Genomic DNA, 22965 nt, shown 5'->3' with positions numbered 1-22965 from the left:
CGCGTGGCAGGCTTGCGCGGTGATTTTCGAGCCGTCCCCGCACTTGCTGACCTGGGCCGAGGTGGACCCCGCCCGTCATCCCTTCGACAGCACGGCGGCAGCGCGGGTCGTACGCTCGCTCGGTCCGGCCCGGTGTGTGCCCCACCCCCCCGACCTCCCCAAGTCCGACCCGGCGATGATCGCCTGGAGCTGGGGCGAGGGGCAGCTCTGGGCCGACGCCATGTCGCACGCCCTCGTCCAGCGCTACGGCCGCTGGGCCGTCGGCTGGCGCTGGGCGCACGACGAAGGGGACTTCGACGGCGGACCGGTCGGGAGCTGGTGTTGCTCGCGGGACTCGATCACCACCCCGGAGGAGACGCTCGACCGTGTCCTCGCGTCGCTGTGCGAGTGGCGCGGTTGGCTGGAGAGCCTGGCCGGATGGTTCGAGGCGTACCCGCTGGACCTGGCCGACGTCGCGGACCAGCGGATCCTGTGGGAGTGCGCCGCCCGGAACCTGATCCTTCACGTGACCGACCGCACCGGCTGCGGCAGCGGCTGGCACGGGCACTGCCGGCAGGTCCTCACCTGGTTCCTCAGCCGCTGGGGAGTCGACCCCGATGTGGCACAGGAGCTGATCGACGAGGCGATCGGTGGGCGGTTCCGGAGCTGGACCGGCCCGGACACGGTGCTCGTGGACGACGTGTCGGAGCGACTCGCGAGGTCGCTGCGCCCGGACGACGCCGCACGGCCCGCCGGCCCCGTGCCGGACCACCTTCGCGGTTGGCTCGCGGTGCGGGGGGCCGTGCCGTGGCAGGAGGGGCCGGACGGTGACGCGGACGGACCGGTGACCCCGTCCCGCGACGGCGCGGCGGAGGACATACGCGCCTTCGACGGCGCCCTGGACCCCGCCCGCGCGGAGGGCCTGCTCGCCGCCCTGGAACTGGCACGGGCCGACGCGGCGCGCGGCGCCCCGCTCGGCTTCGAACTGCTCCGCCGCTGGCAGCAGCACGTCCTGGACACCCCGCAGCCGCCGCCGTTCCGCAGCCTGCCCGCCTTCGCCAAGGGCGGCCGGGAACGCTACGGCATCGGCCCGGAAACCCGCGACCGCCTCGACGCCTGCCTGGCCGAGAGCGCGAAGGGCGGCGGGCCGCCCCTCCCCCTGGCCGCCCGCGCCGCACGCGCCTGTCTCGACGTCTGCTTCTTCCACCCCTTCGACGACGGCAACGGCCGCTCCGCCTTCCTCACCCTCGTCTTCGTCCTCGCCCGCGAGGGCGTCGCGCTCGACGCGGTCGGGCTGCTCCGTCGCGTCACCTTCCAGGCCGACGCCCCCCGGGAAGCGCTGATCCTCGCCCGCTGGATCGACAGCCACATCAAGGAAACCCGGCGCAGAGCCGCCGCCTCGCCCGGCTCCTAGGCCGTGGCGGAGGGGCGGTCGGCGTCGTCGTCGGTTCAGGCGGCTCGCCGGCAGTCCATGGCCGGTGACCCGGCGGGAATGAGCCGCACCTTGTCGGCCGGAATCTTCATCGGACCCGCCTTGCCGGTCCCGGAGTCGTTCCACAGAACCGCGCTCCCTCCGGCAACGGAAATGAGCAAGTACGGATGCCGTTCTGCCGGGTCGAGGCTGCCGCCCTCGCTCGGCAGTTCGGCCACCGGAACGGCGGGTTCGACACAGGTCCACTCGGGTCGCACTCCGAAGTACCCGGGCGGTGTTCCACGTTCGCGCGCCGCGGCCATGGTGGCATCGGCCGCCCGCTCGGCGGAATCGACCGCCAGGCTCCCCACTCCGGTGAGGACGAGGATCAGGAGGAGGACGTAGACGATGACGTTACTGCCGTCCCTCGGACGGATGCGGTGGAAGTGCTTGAGGATGCCCCAGGCGGCCGGGGCGAGCAGGACGAGCGCCAGGAAGCTCAACAGCTTGATCGCGGACGTCGCCTGCCACATGCCGGAGACCTCCAGGTCGTCGGGGGTCAAGGAGAGCGCGTCGGCGTAGAGGGCGTGGAGCACCGAACCCGATGCCACCACTCCGGAGATGACCAGCGAAGCGACCAGCGGAACGCCCCAGGTGAGCCATTCGCCCCACGTCCACTGCCGGACGAGGAGATAGCAGCCGCTCACGGTGAATACGGTCGCCAGCATGACCAAGGCCTGGGTGGAGGTGACCGAGGCACCGGAGAGGGGGCCTGTTCCGATCGCGACGAAGAACCCGGCGGCCACCAGACAGGCGATGCGTGTCTGTCGCCGGTGGTGCGTGGAGATCCGGCCGGACACACGCAGGGCGGCGGTCAGGAAGACAAGGGCCAGAACCGACCAGAGGACGGTGGCAACGCCCTGTGCGGCACGTGCCACGACCACGGCGAACGTCATCAGGCCGAGCCAGGAGAACATGCGGAACAGACTCCGTTCGACCTGTTCCTCGCGATCGAGGGCTCCGTCCGCGCGCCAACGACCGTCCTTCGCCCGGGCATCGACGTGGCGTCGGTCCGGCGAGCCCGGTTCCAGCCCCACCCTGGCGAGCCGACGGGCCTCGGACGGCGTTCCCGACGCGAACTCGCCGGTGTCATACCGACCACCGCTCTCCCGCACGCGCACGCGATTGCGCCGCTTGCGGAAAGCGGCGACCTCTTCGCGTGGCCGAGGGGCGGCAGGCAGAACGGGCCGGTGGCCAGTCGTGAGCACCCGCCAGTGCGGAAGGTGCTCACGATCACGGTTCACCAACTCGGTCCGCCGCACGTACATTTCCAGTTTGACCGCCCTGGCCAACGCTTCGACGCGCCAGGCGGCCGCCTGTCCTGTACGCGCGTTCCTCGCTCCGAAGAACCGCACCTCCACGAGGAACACACTGCTGTCGGCCCTGGCCCGCAGCACACCGGCGGTTGGGCCCTCACCGCAGGGCCACCGCCCCAGTACCGGCCATCCCCGTTGCCCGAAGCACTCCGCGGCTTCGTCCTGGTCCCTTGACGGGCCGCGCACTTCCACCAGAGCCAGCACCCGCTGGTCGTATCTCACACGCTGCACTTCTCCCCCGCCGCTGCGCAGTGATCACGTACGCCGCGACGAGATTACTGGCACCGGTCGGCCTGACGTGCGCGTCAGGCCGAGGCAGCGTCAGCGGCGGGGCTTCGTCCCGGTCGGCCGCGCGGTCGCCTTCGCGGCGCGGGAGGCCAGGGCCGCCACCTTGGGGTCCGGGTGGTGGGCGGCGAGTGACTCCAGGACCTTGCGGGCGGTGTCGTGGTCGGCCTCGATGAGGGCCTGTACGAGGGCGGGGGCGCCGCCGGGCCACTGGGACGCGGCGGTGTCGAAGGCGTCGGGCAGCGCCCAGGAGAGGGTCGTGGGGGCCGGCTCCTCGGGGGCGGGTTCGGACGTCGCCTCCACGTAGGTGCGCAGGTCCTGTGCGCACTGGTCGTTGAGCGTTTCGAGGGTCAGTACCGCCCGGGCGCCGGGCGGTACGCGGTCGGCGTCGTCGGGGGTGGCCTCGCCCCGGCCGGTCAGGAGACGGTGGGCGTGGGCGCCGGTGGCCGGGTGGGTGAGCGCGGCGCGCAGGGCCTCGGCGGGGGCGGCGGCGAGGTCGAAGCGGGCGAAGAGGGTGGCCGTGTCGACGCCGTGGAAGTCGGCGCTCTTGGCCGCCTCCACCGCGTCGAGCAACTCGCTCCAGGCGGTGACGCCCCGGCCCGCCGTCCACCGCGTCAGGGTGTCGACGGCCGTCTGCGTGGGCCAGTTCTGGACGGCGGTGACGACCTCGGCGGCCTCCCACTCGGAGATCTCCTCGTGGTCGGGTGCCGCCACGTGACCGGCGGTCAGGAGGTGGCGCAGCACGGCGCGGCCGAGCGGGGTGAGCCCGTACGCGTCGCCCGCGCGGAAGACGCAGCCCGTCTCGGCGAGCTGGTCCACGACGTCCGCCAGGGCACGGGCGTGGACGTCCAGACCGGCCCGGTCCTCCTCGCTCAGGGACGGGATGCCCAGGAGGGCGGGGAGCCGGTCCGCGGGCGGCATCGCGTAGGGCCGGCCCGGCTCGTGCTCGGGGACCGGTACGGGGGCGTCCTCCAGTGCCGGGTCGACCGGCAGGTCGCCCGTCTCGGCCGCCTTCCGTACGACGGAGTCGGCGGTGCCGCCCCGCTCGTACAGCGCGTACAGCAGGTGGGCGGCGTCGGGCGCGTACTCCGAGTCGGAGGTGGAGCCGATGGAGTCGACGACGGCCGCCAGGATGTCGGCGGCGAGCTCGGTCAGTTCCTCCGGGGTGCCGCCGGTCCAGACGGTGGCGGCGGAGCCGGTGAAGCAGCGTTCGGCGAGTTCGGGCGGGACGTCGTCGGAGCACGCCGCGAGGGCGGCGGGAAGCGGGGCCGCGTGCAGCAGCTCCTTGATCTCGTCCGCGGCGGGCAGCGCGGGCGGCGGCGGGACGGGGCGGGCGGGTTCGCCGTAGTAGTCGAGGTGTTCGCCAAGGAGCCGGTCGGCGAGGGCGAAGTGGGGGATGGCCTCGGGGCTGGGCGCGAGGGCGGCGTGCGGGCCGTCCGGTTCGGCGAGCGCGTCGCTGAGGCCCGCCGCCGTCCAGCGGTCGCTCAGCGTGGCGGCGATGCGCTCCAGCTCGGCGGGGAGCGCCTCGTCCGGGCGGTCGGCGTCCAGGAGCGGGCCGGGCAGCAGCGGGCCCGCCGGAGAGGCTTCCTCGACATCGCGGGCGAAGGCGGCCAGCAGCATCTCGCCGAGCTGGACGCGGACGGCGAAGGTGCGGGCGGCGACGTCGGAGCGGTGCAGGGGCGCGGGAAGGGCGGGGCGCTCGGCGCGCGGTGTGTTCTCGTGGGCGGTGAGCCAGGCCCGTACGGCATCGGGGTCGTCGGCGTCGACTCCGTCGGCGCGCAGCAGGGAGGCGTACCAGCGCGGCCAGGTCAGGTTCCACGGGTCGGCCATGGCCCGGCGGAACTCCGGCAGTGCCTCGTCGATCGCGGCGAGCAGCCGGGCGTGGCGCTTGGCGTTCAGGCGGCCGGAGGCCCGGACGTGGTCGGCGAGCGCCGTGAGGACGTCGGGTACGGCGTCGATTTCCGGCGGGGTGCCCCACAGCAGGACGGGCAGGTCCTCGTGGAGCACGGGGCTCAGCAGCCGGGCGGCCGGCTCGGGGACACCGGCCCTGCGGTCGGCCCCGCGCACGGCGAGCATGGTCAGGACGGCGTCCGCGGTACGCACGGGGAGGGGGGCTTCCCCGCGGGCCTCGCGTTCCTTGTCCGCCCGGGCGAGGAAGTCGTCGAGTCCGGTGTTCAGAGCGGGTGTACGGATCACGGTCACTCGGGGAGCGTATGGGCCGCGCCCGGCTCGGCGCCGCTCGCGCACGGGTGGGTAGCCCAATCAGGGGACGCCGTTGTCAGTGGCGTGCGCTTCACTGGATTCATCACTCTCCGTGACGGGGGCTGGGGGGATTCATGACGGAGCGTTTGACGTTTCTGACGCTGGGCGGGCTGCGGCGGCGCGGGTGGACGGACGCGATGGTGCGGGACCTGCTCGGTGAGCCGGACGTGCAGGGGCGGGACCCGAGGCGGTGGTCGGTCGCGCCGGTGCGGCTGTATCTGCTGGCGCGGGTGGAGGCGGTGGAGCGGACGCCGGAGTTCGCGGCGTGCTCGGCCGCGGCGGGGCGGAGCGCGGCGGCGGCGCGGGCGGCGGCGGAGCGTCGTCGGCAGGCGGTGCTCGCGGCCATCCGGGCGGAGCCGATCCGGGTGCCGTTGCTGCCGGAGCCGGAGCTGGAGCGACGGGCGGTGCGGCACCGGCGGCTCCTGGGCGGCGGGCCGAACGCGCCAGGGGCGGGAGCGGGGTCGGCCGGGTACGGGCCAGAGCCGGAACCGGGGGCAGGGCCGGCACCGGGGCCGGGGACCGCGGGGGCGCTGGTGCGGTGGCAGGTCGACTATCTGCGCCATGTGCTGCGCCGGTACGACGCGCTGCTGGACGGGCTGTACGGGGCGACCGGGCGGGCGGAGGCCGAGCGGCTGCTGCGGGAGCGGGTGTACGGGGCGATCGCGCGGGCGTACCCGCGGCTGGCGGCCGAGTGCGCGCGGCGGACGCGGTGAGGGCGGACGATGAGTTTCCGGGCCGGTGGCGGTCTGCCATCGCATGGACGCACACACGGACGTACCCACGGAGACAGTCATGCTCGATCTCGGACCCGCGACCCGCCGCGTGGCGCAACTGGTGGACGGCGTCACCGACGACCGGCTCGACGGCCCGACGCCGTGCCCCGACTACGCCGTACGGGAGCTGCTCGCCCATCTGGCGGGGCTCGCGGTCGCCTTCCGGGACGCCGGGAGGAAGGCGTTCGGGCCCACCACGGACACCGACCCGCAGTCCGGCCTCCCGGTGCTGGACGACGACTGGCGCACCGCGCTCCCCCGCCGGCTCGACGAGCTCGCCGCCGCGTGGCGGGCCCCGGAGGCGTGGGAGGGCACCACCCGGGCGGGCGGTGTCACCCTGCCGGGCGAGGTGGCGGGGCTGGTCGCGCTGAACGAGGTGCTGATCCACGGGTGGGACCTGGCGCGGGCGACCGGCCAGGAGTACGCACCGGACGAGGCGTCCCTGGAGGCCTCGTACGCCCTGCTGGCCCCCACCGCCGACGACCCGGACCAGCGGGGCCCGTTCGGCCCGCCCGTGCCGGTGCCGGCCGACGCGCCCCTGCTCGACCGCGTGATCGGCCTCAGCGGCCGGCGCCCCGACTGGCGGCCGGGGCCCCGGTGATGTCCGGGTGACCGGCGCCCCGGGGGTGTGCCGTGCTCGGGGGGCCATGGCTCCGGCGACCGAGGCCGGTGGCCCCGTCAGTGAAGGCTGGTGACCGGTGTGTCCTGTCCCAGGCCCTGACGGATCGCGATCTCCACGGGTGAGTACGCGCCGTCGGCCCGCTCCAGTTCGTACGGCGCGGCCGGCATGAGCGGCGGCTGGGCCATGAAGCGCGGTCGCACCCCATGGTGCGGTTGCGCCGCGTGCACCAGGAACGGATGGCACAGGAAGACGTCGCCCGGGGACCCGGTGGCGAGGGCGAGTGGCCGGTGGTCCGACGCCGCGACCAGATCGGGCGCAAGTGCCAGCCCGCTCGCCCCGTCCTCTCCGTACTTCTCCAGCACCTTCGGCACATCGAGGTGTGAGCCGACCCGGATCCGGGTCGGGGCGTCCTCCTCACCGACCTCGCTGAACAGGAAGAGCATCAGCAACGCCCGGCCCCGGGAGCGCAGATTTGTGAAGTACCAGCTCTCGCCCTCCGGCAGATAGCTCCCCTCGATGTGCCAGCCCGCGTCCTGTGGCTCCTCTTCGTGCGGGAAGCGCAGCGGGAACGTGCCCAGCGAGTAGCGCGGCTCCCAGCGTCCCGCGCCGACGAGCAGGTCGTACGCGCGGTGCAGGGACGGCGAGTTGGGTGCGGCGGCGAATGGGCCCTGCGCCATGCCGGCCACCCAGTGCACGGGCTGCGTCCACGTCGCCGGTTCGTCCGGGTCGCAGCCCGTCTCCCGCCACAGCAGCCGCGCGCAGTCCGCGGCCACGCGCGGCGCGACGGCGCCCTCCAACTTCACGAAGCCGTCGCGGAGGAAGCGGGATACCAAGGTCGTGTCATCCATGCCCCCATCGTGCGGCGGCACCGGTCCCGGTCACCCGACTTTCTCCGCACCGCTTTTGTCGGGTCAGGGGGGTGAGCGCGGGGCGTGTACGGCACCCGCCGGTGCCGTACACGCCCCGCCGGACCCGGTTCGTCAGTGCACCGGGGCCGTCTTCGTGGCGCGGGTTTCGGAGATCTCCTCGCCCGGTTCCATGGGGGCGGTGACCTCGTCGGCGTCGCGGCCGCCGTTGCCCAGGTGGTTGAAGACCAGGTTGAGCAGGACGGCGGCGACACAGCCGGTGGAGATGCCGGAGTCCAGGATGATCTTCGCCGTCTCCGGGAAGGCGTGGTAGAACTCCGGCGCCGTGATCGGGATGATGCCCACGGCCAGCGAGACGGCCACGATCAGGACGTTGTTGTCCTTCTCCAGGCCGGCCTTGACCAGGGTCTGGATGCCGCTGGCGGCGACCGAGCCGAAGAGGACGACGCCCGCGCCGCCCAGCACCGGGCGGGGTACCACCGAGATCAGGGAGGCGGCGACCGGGGACAGGCCCATCAGGACCAGGAAGCCGCCGCCCGCCGCGACCACGAACCGGCTGCGGATCTTGGTCATGGCGACGAGCCCGATGTTCTGGGCGAAGGCGCTGCACATGAAGCCGTTGAAGAGGGGGCTGATCGCCGAGCCGAGGGTGTCGGCGCGGAGGCCCGCCGCGATGGTCTTCTCATCGGCCGGCCGCTCGACGATCTCACCGAGCGCCAGCATGTCGGCGGTCGACTCGGTCATCGACACGAGCATCACCACGCACATGGAGATGATGGCGGCGAGGGCGAACTGCGGGGCGCCGAAGTGGAACGGTGTCGGGAAGCCGACGATGTCCGCCTCGGTGACCGGGCTGAAGTCGGTGACGCCGAAGGGTATGGCGATCAGCGTGCCCAGTACCAGGCCGATCAGTACGGCGATCTGCTTGACGAAGCCTCGGGTGAACCGCCGCAGCACCAGGACCAGGACGAGCGTGATCGCCGCCAGGGTCAGATAGGTGGTCGATCCGTAGTCCTTGGCCGCCGGATTGGGACCCTGGGCCCAGCCGAAGGCGACCGGCAGCAGGGAGACACCGATCAGAGTGATGACGGTGCCGGTGACGACCGGCGGGAAGAACCGGACCAGCTTGCTGAAGTACGGGGCGGCGATGAAGCCCAGCAGACCGGCGACGATGATCGCGCCGAAGATGACCGGCAGGGCGTCGGACTTGTCGTCGGTGGTGTCGATGATGGCGAGCATCGGGGCGACACCGGCGAAGGTCACGCCGTTGACGAACGGCAGCCTGGCGCCGATCTTCCAGATGCCGAGGGTCTGGAGGAAGGTGGCGAGGCCCGCGGTGAACAGGCTGGCCCCGGTGAGGAAGGTGAGTTCGGTACCGGACAGCCCTACGGCGGCTCCCACGATCAGCGGCGGGGCCACCACGCCCGCGTACATGGCGGCCACGTGCTGGAGGCCGCTGGTGAACATCTTCAGGGGTGGGAGCGTCTCGTCGACCGGATGCTTTCGGTCGTCGGGCGCGGCTCCTGCGTCGGTGGCGTCGGTGGCGTCTTCGTCGTTGCGAAACCTGGGCTTGGCGGCCACGTGGGTTCCTCCGGTCGGTTACACGTGCTCGGGGACGTGGGTTTCAGGGAGGTGCTGCAGGTGTTGCGCCCGGGGGGTGTGTCGTCAGGAATGCCGACACCCTTCACCGTTCCGGGGAGTGCTGTACCTCATTGCGGTACGGCACCCCCCGGTCCGGCTGCCGTGGACCCCGCTCGGGTCCACGGCGACCGGTCAAGGGCCGTCCCCCTCGACCGGACTTCGTGGATCGCCCACCCACGCACGCGCGGGCGGCGATGTGTGCCCTAGGGGGTCAGCCCTGGGCGGCGATGCGGGCGAGGCGCTGGGCCTCGTCCCGGGTGGAGCGTGCGATGGCGTCCTCGTCGACGGTCAGCAGACGGTTGTTCTCGACGATCTGCTTGCCGTTGACGAACGACGCGGTGACCGGGGCCGCCGCGCCGAAGACGAGGGCGGTCACCGGGTCGGCGATGGAGGCGTGCGCGAGGGTGTCCAGCTTCCACAGCACCAGGTCGGCGAGCTTGCCCTCCTCCAGGGAGCCGATCTGCGAGGCGCGGCCGAGGACCTGGGCGCCACCGTACGTCCCCAGGCGCAGGGCCTGGCGGGCGTTCAGGGCGGCCTCGCGGTGCACCGGGTTGAGGCGGTTGATCAGCAGCGCGTTGCGCAGCTCGGTGTGGAGCTCGCCGGACTCGTTGGAGGCGGTGCCGTCGACGCCGAGGCCGACCGGGACGCCGGCCTTGAGCATGTCCGGTACGCGGGCGATGCCGGCGGCGAGGCGGGCGTTGGACGACGGGCAGTGCGCGACACCGGTCTTCGTCCGGGCGAAGGCGGCGATGTCGGAGTCGTTCATGTGGACGCAGTGCGCCATCCACACGTCCTCGCCGAGCCAGCCGGTGGACTCGAAGTAGTCGGTCGGGCCCATGCCGAACAGTTCCTTGCAGAACTGCTCCTCCTCCACGGTCTCCGAGCCGTGGGTGTGCAGGCGCACACCGAGGCGGCGGGCCAGCTCGGCACCCTGCTTGAGCAGCTCGGTGGAGACGGAGAACGGCGAGCAGGGCGCGACGGCGACCTGGGTCATGGCGTCGAAGGAGGCGTCGTGGTGCTTCTTGACGGTCTCCTCGGTGGCGGCGAGGGCGCCTTCGAGGGTCTCGACGGCGAAGTCCGGCGGCAGGCCGCCGTCCTTCTCGCTGCGGTCCATGGAGCCACGGGCCAGGGTGAAGCGGACGCCCATCTCGGAGGCGGCCTTGATGATGGCGCCGGACAGGTCGCCGGAGCCCTTCGGGTACACGTAGTGGTGGTCCATGGCGGTGGTGACGCCGCCGCGGGCCATCATGGCCAGCGAGCCCTGGGCCGCCGAGTAGCCCATCTGATCGTCGATGCGGGCCCACGTCGGGTAGAGGGCGACGAGCCAGTTGAAGAGGTTGTGGTCGGTGGCCAGGCCACGGGTGATCCACTGGTAGAAGTGGTGGTGCGTGTTGATCAGGCCGGGGGTGACGAGGTGGCCGGTGGCGTCGATGCGCCGTACGACGTTCTCCAGGCCCTCGGGGGCCTTGCCTGCTCCGATCGACTCGATCCTGTTGTCCGCGATGACGAGGTGACCCGAGGCGTACTCGGTGTCGTTGGCGTCGACGGTCGCGATCGCGCAGTTCTCGATCACAATGCGCTGGGTAGCGCTCTGGGCTGCCGAAGGTGCCATGGTGCTTCCCTTTTCTTTCAGTGGCGGTGGCGATGAGGGCACGGCAGGACCCTAGGAGGATTTGAGTGCCGGGACCGCGTGACGGCTCCGGGTGCCGAGGTGATGGAAGAACAGGTTGAGCAGGACCGCGACGAGCGCTCCGGCGCTGATCCCGGAGCCGAGGACGGTCTGTGCCCAGGCCGGGAACTGCGCGTAGAAGGTGGGCGCGGCGAGCGGGATGATGCCCGCTCCGAGCGCGACGGCCACCAGGATGATGTTGGAGCTGTCGTCGAGCCCGGCCTCGGAGAGCGTACGGATGCCGCTGACCGCGATCGAGCCGAACAGGACGATACCGGCGCCGCCGAGGACGGGCATCGGGACGAGCGAGACGACCGCGCCGAGCACCGGGAAGATCCCGAGGACGAGGAGCGCACCGCCGGCGACCGCGACGACGTAGCGGCTGCGTACCCGGGTGAGGGAGACGACGCCGACGTTCTGTGCGAAGGCCGAGGTGGGGAACCCGCCGAAGACGGGGCCGATCAGGGTGGCGATGCCGTCCGTGCGCAGGCCCCGGGTGATGGTCCTGCCGTCGGTGCGGCGTTCGCAGATCTCGCCGAGGGCGAGCATTCCGGCGCTGGACTCGGTCATCAGGACCAGCATCACGATGCACAGGGAGAGGATCGCGGCGGGCTGGAACTCGGGGGCGCCGAAGGCGAACGGCGAGGGCAGCGCGGCGACCGGCGCCTCCTCGAGCGCGGCGAAGTCGGCCATCCCGAAGGGGATCGCGGCGAGCGTGCCGATGAAAAGGCCCAGCAGCAGGGCGATCTGCTTGACAAAGCCCTTGCCGAAGCGCTGGAAGAGCAGGATCACGACGAGCGTGAAGGCGGCGAGCGCCAGGTACTTCATGGCACCGAAGTCGGCGGCGTGCTTGTCCCCGCCCTGCGCCCAGCTCACCGGTACGGGCATCAGGGTCACCCCGATGAGGGTGATGACGACGCCGGTGACGAGCGGCGGGAAGAAGCGGAGCAGCCGGCCGAAGAAGGGGCCGACGGCGAGGCAGAACACTCCGGCGACCATGACCGCACCGTAGATGGCGGGCAGTTGGTGGCCGGGGGCGCTGGTCTCGGCGATGGCGAGCATCGGCGCGATACCGGCGGAGGAGGCGGCGTTGACGAACGGCAGCCGGTTCCCGGCGACGTTCGTGACACCGATGGTCTGGAGGATGGTGGCGAGGCCGGCGATGAGCAGGCTCGCCGCGATCAGCCGGGTCATCCCGGCGGCGTCCAGGCCGACGGCCTGGCCGATGATGAGCGGAGGGGTGACGACGCCCGCGTACATGGCGGCGATGTGCTGGAGCGCGGCGGGGACGAGCCGCGAGAAGGGGAGCTTTTCATCCACCGGGTGGCAGGAGACCTTCTCCAGTGGAGTGGACTCCGGCCGGGTGGACTCCGGTGGGGTGGAACACGGGCCTTCTGGTGCCGGCCCCGTTGCGGGCTGTGCCATTGCTGTTCCCTCCGGTCCGGTGCCGCCCCGCCCTACTGCGGGCGGGCGGGGCGGTCATCGGTCTGGCAATCAGAGGTTGGTCATGTCGACCGGGATCTTCGGCTCCACACCGTCCCGGAGGATGGTGGCCTCGATGAGGCCGTACGGGCGGTCGGCCGCGAAGTAGACCTCGTTGTCGTTCTTGAGCCCGAACGGCTCGAGGTCGACCAGGAAGTGGTGCTTGTTCGGCAGGGAGAAGCGCACCTCGTCGATCTCGGACCGGTTGTTGATGATGCGCGAGCCCATCTGGTACAGCGTCTGCTGGAGCGAGAGCGAGTACGTCTCGGCGAAGGCCTGGAGCATGTGCTTCTTGACCTGCTCGTAGGACTTCTCCCAGTTGGGCATCCGCTGCTCGTCGTCGGTCCAGTTGAACCGCCAGCGGCCGGAGACCTGGGTGGCCAGGATGCGGTCGTACGCCTCCTGGAGGGTCGTGTACTTGTCCTTCACGTACCCCCAGAACTCCGAGTTGGTGGAGTTCATGACGATCAGGTCCTTCAGGCCGGAGATGACCTGCCACTTCTCACCGTCGTAGGTGATCTCCGAGACGCGGGTCTCCTGGCCCTTGCGGACGAAGGAGTGCTTGACCTCGTCGGCGCCGATGAACTTGGAGTTGGCGTCGGAGGTCTCGATGCGCTCCCAGGCGTACTCCTCGATGCGGATGCGCGCCCGGTGGATCGGCTCCTGCGACGTCACGAAGTGACGGGCCAGGTGGATGCCGAACTGCTCGGCGGACTCGATGCCGTACTCCTTGGCGAACGCGTACACCGTGTTCTTGGTGGTGTCGGTCGGCAGGACGTTGGCGTTCGAGCCGGAGTAGTGCACCTCGTCCATGTCGCCGGAGAGGGCGACCGAGACGTTCAGGTCCTTGATGTGGTGGGTGTCGCCGTCCCGCGTGATCTTGACGACGCGGTTCTCTGCTTTGCCGTACTGGTTCTGGCCGAGAATCGTGGGCATGTGTCTGCTAGCTCCCTCGGTAAACGGAGTAGCCGAACGGGTTGAGCAGCAGCGGTACGTGGTAGTGCTCGCCCGGAACGACGGCGAACGTGATCGCCACCTCCGGGAAGAACGCGCCGCTGTCCCTTACGCGGGGGGCGTCCTGCTGCGCCTCGGCTTGCTTCTGGTCGAAGTACGCCTCGGTCTCGAAGTCGAGACGTACGTGGGTGGTGCCTTCCGGCAGGGCCGGCAGGTCCTTGCAACGCCCGTCCGCATCGGTCTTGGAGCCGCCGAGCGCCACCCACTCCGCGCCGGAGCCGCTACGGGCCGACAGGGAGATGGCGACACCCTCGGCGGGGCGTCCGATGCTGGTGTCCAGGATGTGCGTGGACACCGATGCGGTGGTTTCGGTGCTCATGCGGCGCTCTCTTCCTCTACGAGACGGGTCAGCCGGATACGGTTGATCTTGCCCAGTTCGGTGCGGACGATTTCCCGCTCCTGCTCGGGCGAGTTCCCGATCCGCTCGCGGACCGCGTCGCGCATCTGCTCGCCGGTCCTGCCGGTGGCGCAGATGAGAAAGACGTGTCCGAACTTCTCCTGGTAGGCCAGGTTCAGTTCGAGCATTTCGGCCTTGAGTTCCTCGGAGGCCCCGGCCATCCCGCTCTGTTCGCGGGAGGAGGTCGGGTCGCCGGGCTTCGGGCGGCCGATCGGCGGGTGCCCCGCCATCGCCTCGGCCAGGTCTTCCGCCGTCAGCTCGGCCATGGCGGCGTCGCTGGCGAGAAGGAGGGCCTCGGTGGTGGCGTACGGGCGCTGGGCGAGCAGTTTGCTCCCCCACGCCGAGCTGGCACACACCTCGTGCAGGGCGGCGAGCGCGTCGCTGTCCGCGGAGGTGTTGAACCGGGCGAGGCCCGGTGTCGTACTCGAAGTCACGGGAGCCTCCGTGGCTGTATTCCTGTGCTTGGACGGGCTGCGGATAGCTAACGCCCTTGCCCAACGCTCCGTCAACACTTTGTTGAAACTTCGGTGACACAAAAGCCGCCGTCCCGACATCTGGACGGCGGCCGACCGCGGAGCGTGCTCAGCTACTCACTCTTCGCCGCATTCTCCCTGTTCAGGTAGTTGTACACGGTGAAGCGGCTGACCCCGAGGGCGCCCGCCACCGTCTCGACGCCATGACGGACGGAGAAGGCACCGCGTGCCTCCAGCGTACGTACGACGGCCTGCTTGGTCTTGCGGTCCAGCTCCGACAGCGGCTTCCCGTGCCGTCGCTCCATCGCCGCGAGGATGTGGTCCAGCGAGTCGGCGAGCTGCGGCAGCCGTACGGCGAGGACGTCCTCGCCCTCCCAGGCGAGGACGACGTCGTCCGCCGTGGCCTGCTCCGGCACCAGCATCTGGGCGCCCATCGCGTCCACCAGCGGCTTCACCGCGGCGACCAGGGGGTGATCTCCCGGCTCGGTCACTTCTCGTCCTCCCCGATCACGTTGACCTGCAACGACACCCGGGTGGCGCCCGCGCCCAGGGCCTGGCGGAGGAGGGCGTCGACCGCGCTGAGCACCGCGTCCGCGCCGCCTTCGGCCGTGTTGCCGAACGGGCCCACGTCCACGGCGTCCAGGTCGGCCGCCTGGATGACCTCGCGGGCCACGACCGCGTGGGCCGGTGCCTCGTCCAGGTCGAAGGGCTCTGTCGTGAACTCCACTCTCAGTCGCTGCATGCCCCCACGTTAAGCAATCGCGGAGACCGCGTGCGACGGACGGGGGCTACTGGCGCGTAGAGGAGGTGACACAGGCCGACAGGGAGGGCGAGTACGTCATGCGTGCAGCGGACAGCGGCAAGGCGGACGGCGGCAGGGCGGACAGGACCGGGGCGGACAGGAGCAGGGCGGTCCGGGGAACGGTGGTCGCGGCGGCGGCGGTGACGGCGATGGCGGCGCTGAGCGCGTCGCAGGCACCGGGGGCGTCGGCCTCGGCGGCCCGGGAGGCGGCGCCGGCCGTGCCGGGGTCGAGCGTCTCCGGCGACTCGCCGTACCGCACGGAGCTGCCGCCGCTGCGGACGCCGGTCGCGGGCGCGGCGGAGAAGGGGCGGCGCGCGGCGGCGGGCCGGGCGTCGGAGGCGGGCGCGGCGGCGACGGGCGGCGGCACGCTGCCGGCCACGGTGTTCGCCGCGTACCGGGGGGCGGAGGAGCGGTTGGCGGACAGCACGCCCGGCTGCGGCCTGCGGTGGCAACTGCTGGCGGCGATCGGCCAGGTGGAGTCGGGGCAGGCCCGGGGCGGCCGGGTCGGCGCGGACGGTACGACGCTGACGCCGATCCTGGGGCCGCGCCTGGACGGCAACGGGTTCGCGCTGATCCGGGACACGGACGGCGGCGCGTACGACGGGGACACGGTGTACGACCGGGCCGTCGGCCCCATGCAGTTCATCCCGTCGACGTGGGCGGTCTGGGGCGCCGACGCCAACGGGGACGGGGTGGCCGACCCCGGCAACATCCACGACGCGGCGCTCGCGGCGGGGCGTTACCTGTGCGCGGGCGGGCGGGACCTGTCCGACCCGTACGACCTGGACCGGGCGATCCTCGGCTACAACCACTCGTCCGCCTACCTGCGGACGGTGAGGGCCTGGTTCGCGTACTTCCTGGAAGGCCACCGGGTCGTCCCCGACTCGTCGGTGGCGGCGCGCCCCGGGGCGTCGCCGTCGAAGGCGCCCGCCCGGCCGGCCGGCCCGGGTGCCGGTTCCGGTGGTGACGGGGGCGGTGCCCGGCCCTCGGCCGAGCCGTCGCGCAAGCCCGCGCCCACGGCCGCCCCTTCCGCGTCGCCGTCGCCCTCGTCGTCGCCGAAGCCCTCGCCGTCGTCGTCGCCGACGCGGCCTGCCACCCCTTCGGAACCTGTGCTTCCGGTTCCGGATGTCGAGGACGTCCTGCCTGGTGGGCCCGTGGGCAACGGTAAGGACTCGATGGCCGCCGCCCCCTCCACAACTCCGGATACCGGGCGGTAATGTCGCGTTCCGCCGGCGGCAGGGACCGGCGGGTGAGCGCGAAGGGGCCCTCATGGCTACGGACAGGCACGCACCGTCCGACGGTGACCGCTGGCAGCGGGCGTGGAGCCACCGCGAGCAGTTGCTCAAGGTGGCCCGCCGCAGGTCCGTGAGCCTGGAGGACGCCGAGGACGCCGTACACGAGGCGATGCTGCGGGCCGCCGAGCAGCCGCACCTCGACGACGAGCGGCTCGGCGCGTGGCTGACCACGGTGACCATGCGGCTGTGCGTCGACCGCCACCGGCAGGTCCACCGCGAGGCCGACCCCGGCCGGGCGGCCGCGCTGGTGCCGCCCGGCCCCGCGCCGGTGGACGAGCTGGTCTGCGACCGGGCCGAGGCGAAGTGGCTCGCCGTACGGAGCGGGGAGCTGCCCGCCCGGCAGGCGGAAGCGCTGTGGCTCAAGTCCGAGGACCTCGACGTCGGCCAGGTCGCCCGCAAGATGGGCCTGAGCTACCGGACGGTCGAGTCCCTGCTCGCCCGGGCGCGCCGCACGCTGCGCAACTCCCTGGCGGCCACGCTGGCGCTGGCGCTGTGGCTGTGCGGGCGCGGCCGGCCGCGCGGCACGCAGGTGGTGGCCGCCGCCTCGACCGCGGCCACCCTCGCCGTGGCCGGGTTCGTGGTGCCGTACGCCCACGACTGGGACCCGCCCGCGTCCGCCCCGGCCACGTCCGGGGCCGCCGACGTGCGTACCGCCGACGGCGCCCGCCCGCCGCTGGCGTCACCGGGCACCCCGGCGGCCTGGGAGCGGCGGCCCGCGTCGCCGGGCACCCGGAGCGGCGACCCGTCCTCGTCCCCACTGCTCCCGGACCCCGCGCTCCCGTCCCTCCCGCCACTGCCGCCGCTCCCGGACGCGGCCGTCCCGCCGGTACCGGAGGTCCCGAAGGTCCCCGAGGTGCCGGAGGTCCCGAAGGTGCCCGACGTGGCCATCCCGTCCGTACCGGACCTGCCGTCGGGGAACGTCACCACGCTCGACACCCCATCGGCGCCGGCCGCGCCCTCCATACCCCCGGCGCCCGCGCCCGCCCCGACCGTGCCTCGGTCACCGTCTCCCTCACCGTCGCTCCCGGCCGGCGCACCCGATCCCCGGGACGCCGACCTGCCCGCCGCCGGTCACTGACCCGGCCCGCTTCCCACCGGCACCCGCGCAGGCGTCGCCGCGTCAGCCGCTCCGTCACCGGACCGCCGCCCGTGCGCCGCACCGGTGACGGCCGCCATGACGCAGATCAGCGCCAGCGGAGCGGCGTACGCACTCGCCCGCTCGATGACCTCGAACACCGCCCCGCGCGCTCCGCTCGTCACGTACAGCATCTCCGTCGCGATCTTCCAGCCGCACACGGCGAGGAGCAGTCCGGTCAGCGGCACGGGCGCCAGGACGAGCGCGCCGAGCCCGATCTCGAACCAGCCCACCGCATGGCTCATGACGCCGGGGTCATCCACCAGGGAGGTCAGGCCGATCGATTCGTAGTGCTCGATGAGCACCGGTCAGGAAGGCCGCGAGTGATCGCTCGCAGGCCCCGGGCGAACGACCGGGGCCGCTCCCGCGTCAGGCGCGAGACGGTGCGGGCGCGCTCCAGCCACTCCCGGCGTGAGGTCCCGACACCCGACACCGCAGAGCAGGAGCCCACCCCACCTTTCGCCGGCGGAACCCCGGTTTCCGCGGCGCGCCGCCCCAGAGACGCGCGGTCGCCGCCCGGTCACCCACCGAGGCCGTGGCCGGCCCTGGTTTCCGCCAGGGTTTCCGCCCTGGTTTCCGCCCGGTAAAAAACTTGCGACTCGTCGCGACGGACGGGCCGCCCCTCCCCGTAGAGCAGATGTCGGAGCTGCTCCACGGCTGAAGGGTGAACCGGATGGGTGTCGAGATCTGTGTGGAAGGGCTGACCAAGTCCTTCGGCCACCAGGTCATCTGGCAGGACGTCTCGCTGACGCTGCCCGCCGGGCAGATCTCGGTCATGCTCGGGCCCTCGGGCACGGGCAAGTCGGTGTTCCTCAAGACGCTCGTGGGGCTGCTGAAGCCCGAGCGGGGGTCGATCGTGATCGCGGGCCAGGACATCACCGAGCTGCGCGAGCACGACCTGTACGAGGTGCGCAAGCTCTTCGGCGTGCTGTTCCAGGACGGCGCGCTGTTCGGGTCGATGAACCTGTACGACAACATCGCCTTCCCGCTGCGCGAACACACCCGCAAGCCGGAGAGCGAGGTCCGCCGGATCGTCCTGGAGAAGATGGACATGGTCGGGCTGATCGGCGCCGAGGAGAAACTGCCCGGCGAGATATCCGGCGGTATGCGCAAGCGGGCCGGGCTGGCACGGGCGCTGGTCCTCGATCCGGAGATCATCCTCTTCGACGAGCCGGACTCGGGCCTCGACCCGGTGCGGGTGGCCTACCTGAACCAACTGATCGTCGACCTCAACGCCCAGATCGACGCCACCTTCCTGATCGTCACGCACGACATCGCCTCCGCCCGCCAGGTGCCGGACAACATCGGGCTGCTGTTCCGGCGCGAGCTGGTGATGTTCGGGCCCCGGGAGGAGCTGCTGACCAGCGAGGAGCCGGTCGTGCGGCAGTTCCTGAACGGGCGCATGCAGGGGCCGATCGGCATGGCGGAGGAGAAGGACGCCGCCCAGGTCGAGCAGGAGCTGGCCCAGATCGACGAGGTGGCCGCACCGGCCGTCATGACGCCCCGGCTGCTGCCGAGCGCCGGGATCGACCGGCCCGACCGCTGGAAGGACATCGCCCGGCGCGAGCAGGAGGCGATGGCCGGATGAGCCTCTCCCCCATCGGCGCCCTGCGCCAGTCGGGCAGCCTCTTCGCGATGGCCCTGGACGTGCTGCGCACGCTTCCCCGGCGGCCGTTCCAGGTGCGGGAGTTCATCCAGCAGGCCTGGTTCATCGCGAGCGTCACGATCCTCCCCACCGCCCTGGTCTCGATCCCCTTCGGCGCGGTCATCGCCCTCCAGATCGGCAGCCTGACGCGCCAGCTCGGCGCCCAGTCGTTCTCGGGCGCGGCCTCCGTGCTCGCCGTGCTGCGCGAGGCGTCGCCGATCGTGACGGCGCTGCTGATCGCGGGCGCGGGCGGCACGGCGATCTGCGCGGACCTCGGGGCGCGCAAGATCCGCGAGGAGATCGACGCGATGCAGGTGCTGGGCATCGACCCGATCCACCGGCTCGTCGTCCCCCGCGTCCTGGCGTCGATGGTGGTGGCGGTCCTCCTCAACGGCCTGGTCTCCGTCGTCGGCGTCGCGGGTGGCTACTTCTTCAACGTCGTCCTCCAGAACGGCACGCCCGGCGCGTATCTCGCCTCCTTCACCTCGCTCGCGCAGATCTCCGACCTGTGGGCGGCCGAGTTCAAGGCCCTGGTCTTCGGTGCGATCTCGGCGATCGTCGCCTCGTACAAGGGGCTGACGGCGAAGGGCGGGCCGAAGGGCGTCGGCGACGCCGTGAACCAGTCCGTGGTGATCACCTTCATGTTGCTGTTCGTGACGAACTTCGTGCTGACCGCCGTGTACTTCCAAGTCGTTCCGCAGAGGGGTTGACGCATGGCTCTGTTGCACCGCCTGGAGGAGCTGGGCGCCCAACTCGTCTTCTACGGCCGCTCGCTGGCCTGGACCGGCCGCACGCTGCGCCGTTACAAGAAGGAGGTGCTGCGGCTGCTGGCCGAGGTGAGCTTCGGGCGCGGCGCGCTCGCGGTGGTCGGCGGCACGGTCGGCGTCATCGCGTTCCTGTCGTTCTTCACCGGCACGGAGGTGGGACTCCAGGGGTACGCGGCCCTCAACCAGCTCGGCACGTCGAACTTCGTGGCGTTCCTGTCCGCGTACTTCAACACCCGCGAGATCGCCCCGCTGGTGGCCGGGCTCGCGCTGTCGGCGACCGTCGGGGCCGGGTTCACGGCCCAGTTGGGTGCGATGCGGATCAGCGAGGAGACGGACGCTCTGGAGGTGATGGGTGTCCCCTCGCTGCCGTTCCTGGTCACCACCCGGATGATCGCCGGTTTCGTGGCGGTGATCCCGCTGTACGTGGTGGGGCTGCTGTCCTCGTACTTCGCCGCCCGGACCATCACGACCGGCTACTACGGCCAGTCGGCGGGCACGTACGACCACTATTTCCAGCAGTACCTGCCACCGGTCGACGTCCTGTGGTCCTTCGGCAAGGTGATCGTCTTCGCCGTCGTGATCATCCTGGTGCACTGCTACTACGGCTACTACGCGAGCGGCGGCCCGGCCGGCGTCGGTGTCGCGGTGGGCCGGGGCGTGCGCACCTCCATCGTCGCCATCAACGTCCTGGACTTCTTCCTCAGCCTGGCGATCTGGGGCGCCAGCACGACGGTACGGATTGCGGGGTAGGTGCCGATGCGTACGCCTGTGAAACTGCGCCTGTACGGGGTCGTCTTCATCGCCGTCCTCGCCCTGCTGCTGTCGCTGTCCGTCGCCGTCTACCAGCAGGTGTTCACCTCCGTCGTGCGGATCACGCTGGAGGCCGGCACGCTCGGCAACCAGTTGGAGCCGCGCGCCGACGTCAAGCTGCGCGGGCTGCTGGTCGGCGAGGTCCGCGAGGTGCGGGCCGACGGCGAGAAGGCCACCCTGGACCTCGCCCTCAAGCCGGAGCACGTGTCGCGCATCCCGGCCGATGTCCGGGCGCGGCTGCTGCCCAAGACGCTGTTCGGCGAGAAGTACGTCGACCTCGTCGCCCCTCCGGGCTCGCAGGCGCGCCCCATCCGCGCCGGGGACGTCATCAGCCAGGACCGCACCAAGGTCGGCATGGAGGTGCAGCAACTGATGAACGACCTGCTGCCGCTGCTGAGGACGGTCAAGCCCGCCGAACTGAACGCCACGCTCTCCGCGTTCGCCACCGCGCTGGAGGGCCGGGGCGACCGGATCGGCGACAACCTCGTACGCGTCGAGGACTACCTGAGCAAGCTGAACCCGCACATGCCGTCCATCAAGGAGAACATCTCGCGGTTCGCCGATGTGGCCGAGGTGTACGGGGACGCCGCGCCCGACCTGATGAACATCCTGCGCAACACCATCACCACCAGCCGCACCCTCGTCGAGAAGCAGGACCAGCTCGCCGCCCTGTTCACCTCCACGGCCACCATGTCGGGCACCGCCGACGCGTACCTGGACGAGAACGGCGAACGGCTGATCACCCTGGGCCGCGTCTCCCGCCCCACGCTGGCGCTGTTCGCCCGGTACGCACCGGAGTACCCGTGCCTGCTCAAGGGCCTGGTGAGGCAGGAGGAGGCGGCGGAAGAGACCTTCAGAGGCGGAGAAATGCGCATCACCCTGGAAATCGTCCGCCCCCGCCCGGGGTACGAGCCCGGCGAGGAGCCGCGCTACCGCGAGCGGTCGGGCCCCGACTGCCGGGGGCTTCCCGGCCCCGGCGTCCCGGCCGGGCACACCAAGCTCGACGACGGTACGCGTGACGTGCATGCCGGCGGCGGCCCCGGCGCGCACCAGTCGTCCGCCACGGCGGCCGAGCAGCGGGCCGTGAGCTCGCTCGTCGCGCCCGTCATGGGCGTACCGGCCGACGAGGTGCCGGCGGTGGCCACCCTGCTGTTCGGCCCGATGGCCCGGGGGACGGCGGTGAGCGTCGCATGAGCGGTACGAAGAGCGCACGGAGCACGGCGGCGCCGCTGGTCAAGTTCGGCCTGTTCGCGGTGGTGACGGTCCTCGCGACCACGCTGCTCGCGGGCACCATCGTCAGCATCTCCTTCACGCCCGAGCACACCTACAAGGCCGTGTTCAGCGATGTGACGAGCCTGGAGGAGGGCGACGACATCCGGGTGGCGGGCGTGCGGGTCGGCGAGGTGGAGGAGATCGCCATCAAGGACCGGACGCTGGCGGAGGTCACGTTCACGGTCACCGAGGACCGTCCGCTGCTGGCCAGCACCGGCGCCGTCATCCGCTACCGGAGTCTCGTCGGGCAGCGGTACATCGCGCTGACGGAGGGCGCGGGCGACGACACCGAACTGCCGCCCGGCGGGACGATCCCGCTGGCGCGCACCCAGCCGGCGCTGGACCTGAACGCGCTGCTGAACGGCTTCAAGCCGCTGTTCGCGGCGCTCAGCCCGAAGGACGTCAACCAGCTCGCCACCGAGATCATCAAGACGCTCCAGGGCGAGGGCGGCACGGTCAACAGCCTCCTCGCGCACACCGCCTCACTGACCACCACGCTCGCCGACCGGGACCAACTGATCGGCTCCGTGATCGACAACCTCAACACGGTGCTGGCGACGCTCGACCAGCGCGGCGCCCGTTTCTCGGGGCTGATCCAGCAGCTCCAGCGGGTGATCTCCGGGCTGTCGGCGGACCGCAAGCCCATCGGGGAGTCGCTGGTGAACATCAACAACCTGACGGAGGCCACGTCCGGCCTGCTGGAGGACGCCCGGCCGCCGCTGAAGGCCGACATCGCCGAGCTGACCGAGCTGACCGGAACGCTGAACGAGAACGAGAAGACCGTGGAGGGTGTGCTGAAGCGGCTGCCGAACAAGCTCAACAAGCTGACGAGGACCGCCTCGTACGGCTCGTGGTTCAACTTCTACCTCTGTGACTTCGACGGCCGGATCGTGCTGCCGAAGACCAAGGAGGTCATCACCCCCGAGCTCCACGTCGCCCGGGCGAGGTGCGCATGAAGCGGCCCGGCATGAAAGGGTCCGGCATGAAAC

At 71.7% G+C, this 22965-nt stretch carries 23 protein-coding genes; 10 read left to right on the top strand and 13 right to left on the bottom strand.

Annotated features, from left to right (window positions below; all coding sequences use genetic code 11):
- The first annotated feature begins 19 nt into the window (after positions 1 to 19).
- Positions 20 to 1393 (top strand): Fic family protein, encoded by a 1374-nt coding sequence (locus tag AB0J57_RS27025; RefSeq protein WP_366130887.1) that lies wholly within the window; start codon positions 20 to 22, stop codon positions 1391 to 1393.
- A gap of 35 nt (positions 1394 to 1428) precedes the next feature.
- Here AB0J57_RS27025 and AB0J57_RS27020 read toward each other — a convergent pair whose 3' ends face one another.
- Complete coding sequence (locus AB0J57_RS27020; RefSeq protein ID WP_366130886.1) at positions 1429 to 2988, bottom strand: NnrS multi-domain protein; 1560 nt, start codon at positions 2986 to 2988, stop codon at positions 1429 to 1431.
- Positions 2989 to 3087: 99 nt separating this feature from the next.
- Positions 3088 to 5253 (bottom strand): hypothetical protein, encoded by a 2166-nt coding sequence (locus AB0J57_RS27015; protein ID WP_366130885.1) that lies wholly within the window; start codon positions 5251 to 5253, stop codon positions 3088 to 3090.
- 134 nt (positions 5254 to 5387) lie between these two features.
- Here AB0J57_RS27015 and AB0J57_RS27010 point away from each other — a divergent pair, with 134 nt between their 5' ends.
- Complete coding sequence (locus AB0J57_RS27010) at positions 5388 to 6026, top strand: hypothetical protein (RefSeq protein WP_366130884.1); 639 nt, start codon at positions 5388 to 5390, stop codon at positions 6024 to 6026.
- A 79-nt stretch (positions 6027 to 6105) separates the two neighbouring features.
- Positions 6106 to 6687 (top strand): TIGR03086 family metal-binding protein, encoded by a 582-nt coding sequence (locus tag AB0J57_RS27005; RefSeq protein ID WP_366130883.1) that lies wholly within the window; start codon positions 6106 to 6108, stop codon positions 6685 to 6687.
- A gap of 77 nt (positions 6688 to 6764) precedes the next feature.
- Here AB0J57_RS27005 and AB0J57_RS27000 read toward each other — a convergent pair whose 3' ends face one another.
- From AB0J57_RS27000 to AB0J57_RS26955, 10 genes are all read right to left on the bottom strand, one after another.
- A complete protein-coding gene (locus tag AB0J57_RS27000; protein WP_366130882.1) occupies positions 6765 to 7556 on the bottom strand; it encodes a phytanoyl-CoA dioxygenase family protein in 792 nt (263 codons plus the stop codon).
- A gap of 132 nt (positions 7557 to 7688) precedes the next feature.
- Complete coding sequence (locus tag AB0J57_RS26995; protein ID WP_366131078.1) at positions 7689 to 9041, bottom strand: nucleobase:cation symporter-2 family protein; 1353 nt, start codon at positions 9039 to 9041, stop codon at positions 7689 to 7691.
- A 385-nt stretch (positions 9042 to 9426) separates the two neighbouring features.
- The gene (locus AB0J57_RS26990) at positions 9427 to 10827 is read right to left on the bottom strand and encodes an 8-oxoguanine deaminase (protein WP_366130881.1); all 1401 of its coding nucleotides are present in this window, start codon (positions 10825 to 10827) and stop codon (positions 9427 to 9429) included.
- A 51-nt stretch (positions 10828 to 10878) separates the two neighbouring features.
- Positions 10879 to 12309: a nucleobase:cation symporter-2 family protein gene (locus tag AB0J57_RS26985; RefSeq protein WP_366130880.1), complete on the bottom strand. Its 1431-nt coding sequence runs from the start codon at positions 12307 to 12309 to the stop codon at positions 10879 to 10881.
- A 69-nt stretch (positions 12310 to 12378) separates the two neighbouring features.
- Positions 12379 to 13302, bottom strand: coding sequence for a factor-independent urate hydroxylase (gene pucL / locus AB0J57_RS26980; protein ID WP_366130879.1), 924 nt, complete (start codon positions 13300 to 13302; stop codon positions 12379 to 12381).
- Between the two features lie 7 nt (positions 13303 to 13309).
- A complete protein-coding gene (uraH, locus tag AB0J57_RS26975; protein ID WP_366130878.1) occupies positions 13310 to 13699 on the bottom strand; it encodes a hydroxyisourate hydrolase in 390 nt (129 codons plus the stop codon).
- Positions 13696 to 14211 carry a 2-oxo-4-hydroxy-4-carboxy-5-ureidoimidazoline decarboxylase gene (gene uraD / locus AB0J57_RS26970; RefSeq protein ID WP_366130877.1) on the bottom strand — a complete coding sequence of 172 codons (516 nt, stop codon included), beginning with the start codon at positions 14209 to 14211 and terminating at the stop codon, positions 13696 to 13698. Before uraD ends, uraH begins: the two co-directional genes overlap by 4 nt.
- Before the next feature lie 152 nt (positions 14212 to 14363).
- On the bottom strand, positions 14364 to 14741 hold the full coding sequence (locus AB0J57_RS26965) for a helix-turn-helix domain-containing protein (protein ID WP_366130876.1): 378 nt from the start codon (positions 14739 to 14741) through the stop codon (positions 14364 to 14366).
- Positions 14738 to 14992: a hypothetical protein gene (locus tag AB0J57_RS26960; RefSeq protein ID WP_366130875.1), complete on the bottom strand. Its 255-nt coding sequence runs from the start codon at positions 14990 to 14992 to the stop codon at positions 14738 to 14740. Before AB0J57_RS26960 ends, AB0J57_RS26965 begins: the two co-directional genes overlap by 4 nt.
- Before the next feature lie 46 nt (positions 14993 to 15038).
- The gene (locus tag AB0J57_RS26955) at positions 15039 to 15479 is read right to left on the bottom strand and encodes a hypothetical protein (RefSeq protein WP_366130874.1); all 441 of its coding nucleotides are present in this window, start codon (positions 15477 to 15479) and stop codon (positions 15039 to 15041) included.
- On the opposite strand from AB0J57_RS26955, the gene AB0J57_RS26950 reads away from it, so the two are divergent.
- Together AB0J57_RS26950 and AB0J57_RS26945 are read left to right on the top strand one after the other, a co-directional pair.
- A complete protein-coding gene (locus AB0J57_RS26950; protein ID WP_366130873.1) occupies positions 15466 to 16269 on the top strand; it encodes a lytic transglycosylase domain-containing protein in 804 nt (267 codons plus the stop codon). The genes AB0J57_RS26955 and AB0J57_RS26950 overlap by 14 nt on opposite strands.
- A gap of 52 nt (positions 16270 to 16321) precedes the next feature.
- A complete protein-coding gene (locus AB0J57_RS26945) occupies positions 16322 to 17425 on the top strand; it encodes a sigma-70 family RNA polymerase sigma factor (protein WP_366130872.1) in 1104 nt (367 codons plus the stop codon).
- Here AB0J57_RS26945 and AB0J57_RS26940 read toward each other — a convergent pair.
- Positions 17419 to 17787 carry a hypothetical protein gene (locus tag AB0J57_RS26940; RefSeq protein ID WP_366130871.1) on the bottom strand — a complete coding sequence of 123 codons (369 nt, stop codon included), beginning with the start codon at positions 17785 to 17787 and terminating at the stop codon, positions 17419 to 17421. The genes AB0J57_RS26945 and AB0J57_RS26940 overlap by 7 nt on opposite strands.
- A gap of 368 nt (positions 17788 to 18155) precedes the next feature.
- Here AB0J57_RS26940 and AB0J57_RS26935 point away from each other — a divergent pair, with 368 nt between their 5' ends.
- Genes AB0J57_RS26935 through AB0J57_RS26915 form a run of 5 tightly spaced genes read left to right on the top strand, consistent with a single transcriptional unit; the run spans position 18156 to position 22932 of the window.
- On the top strand, positions 18156 to 19070 hold the full coding sequence (locus AB0J57_RS26935; protein WP_366130870.1) for an ABC transporter ATP-binding protein: 915 nt from the start codon (positions 18156 to 18158) through the stop codon (positions 19068 to 19070).
- Complete coding sequence (locus AB0J57_RS26930) at positions 19067 to 19837, top strand: ABC transporter permease (RefSeq protein WP_366130869.1); 771 nt, start codon at positions 19067 to 19069, stop codon at positions 19835 to 19837. Before AB0J57_RS26935 ends, AB0J57_RS26930 begins: the two co-directional genes overlap by 4 nt.
- Positions 19838 to 19840: 3 nt before the next feature.
- Positions 19841 to 20644, top strand: a complete 804-nt coding sequence (locus AB0J57_RS26925) for an ABC transporter permease (protein ID WP_019890370.1) — start codon at positions 19841 to 19843, stop codon at positions 20642 to 20644.
- Positions 20645 to 20650: 6 nt separating this feature from the next.
- On the top strand, positions 20651 to 21898 hold the full coding sequence (locus AB0J57_RS26920; RefSeq protein ID WP_366130868.1) for an MCE family protein: 1248 nt from the start codon (positions 20651 to 20653) through the stop codon (positions 21896 to 21898).
- Positions 21895 to 22932, top strand: coding sequence for an MlaD family protein (locus AB0J57_RS26915; RefSeq protein ID WP_366130867.1), 1038 nt, complete (start codon positions 21895 to 21897; stop codon positions 22930 to 22932). The genes AB0J57_RS26920 and AB0J57_RS26915 overlap by 4 nt, the downstream gene beginning before the upstream one ends.
- The last annotated feature ends 33 nt before the right edge of the window (positions 22933 to 22965 follow it).

The organism is Streptomyces sp. NPDC049837 (assembly GCF_040674455.1).
Classification (GTDB): Bacteria; Actinomycetota; Actinomycetes; order Streptomycetales; family Streptomycetaceae; genus Streptomyces.
This window is presented reverse-complemented; position numbering and strand designations above follow the sequence as displayed.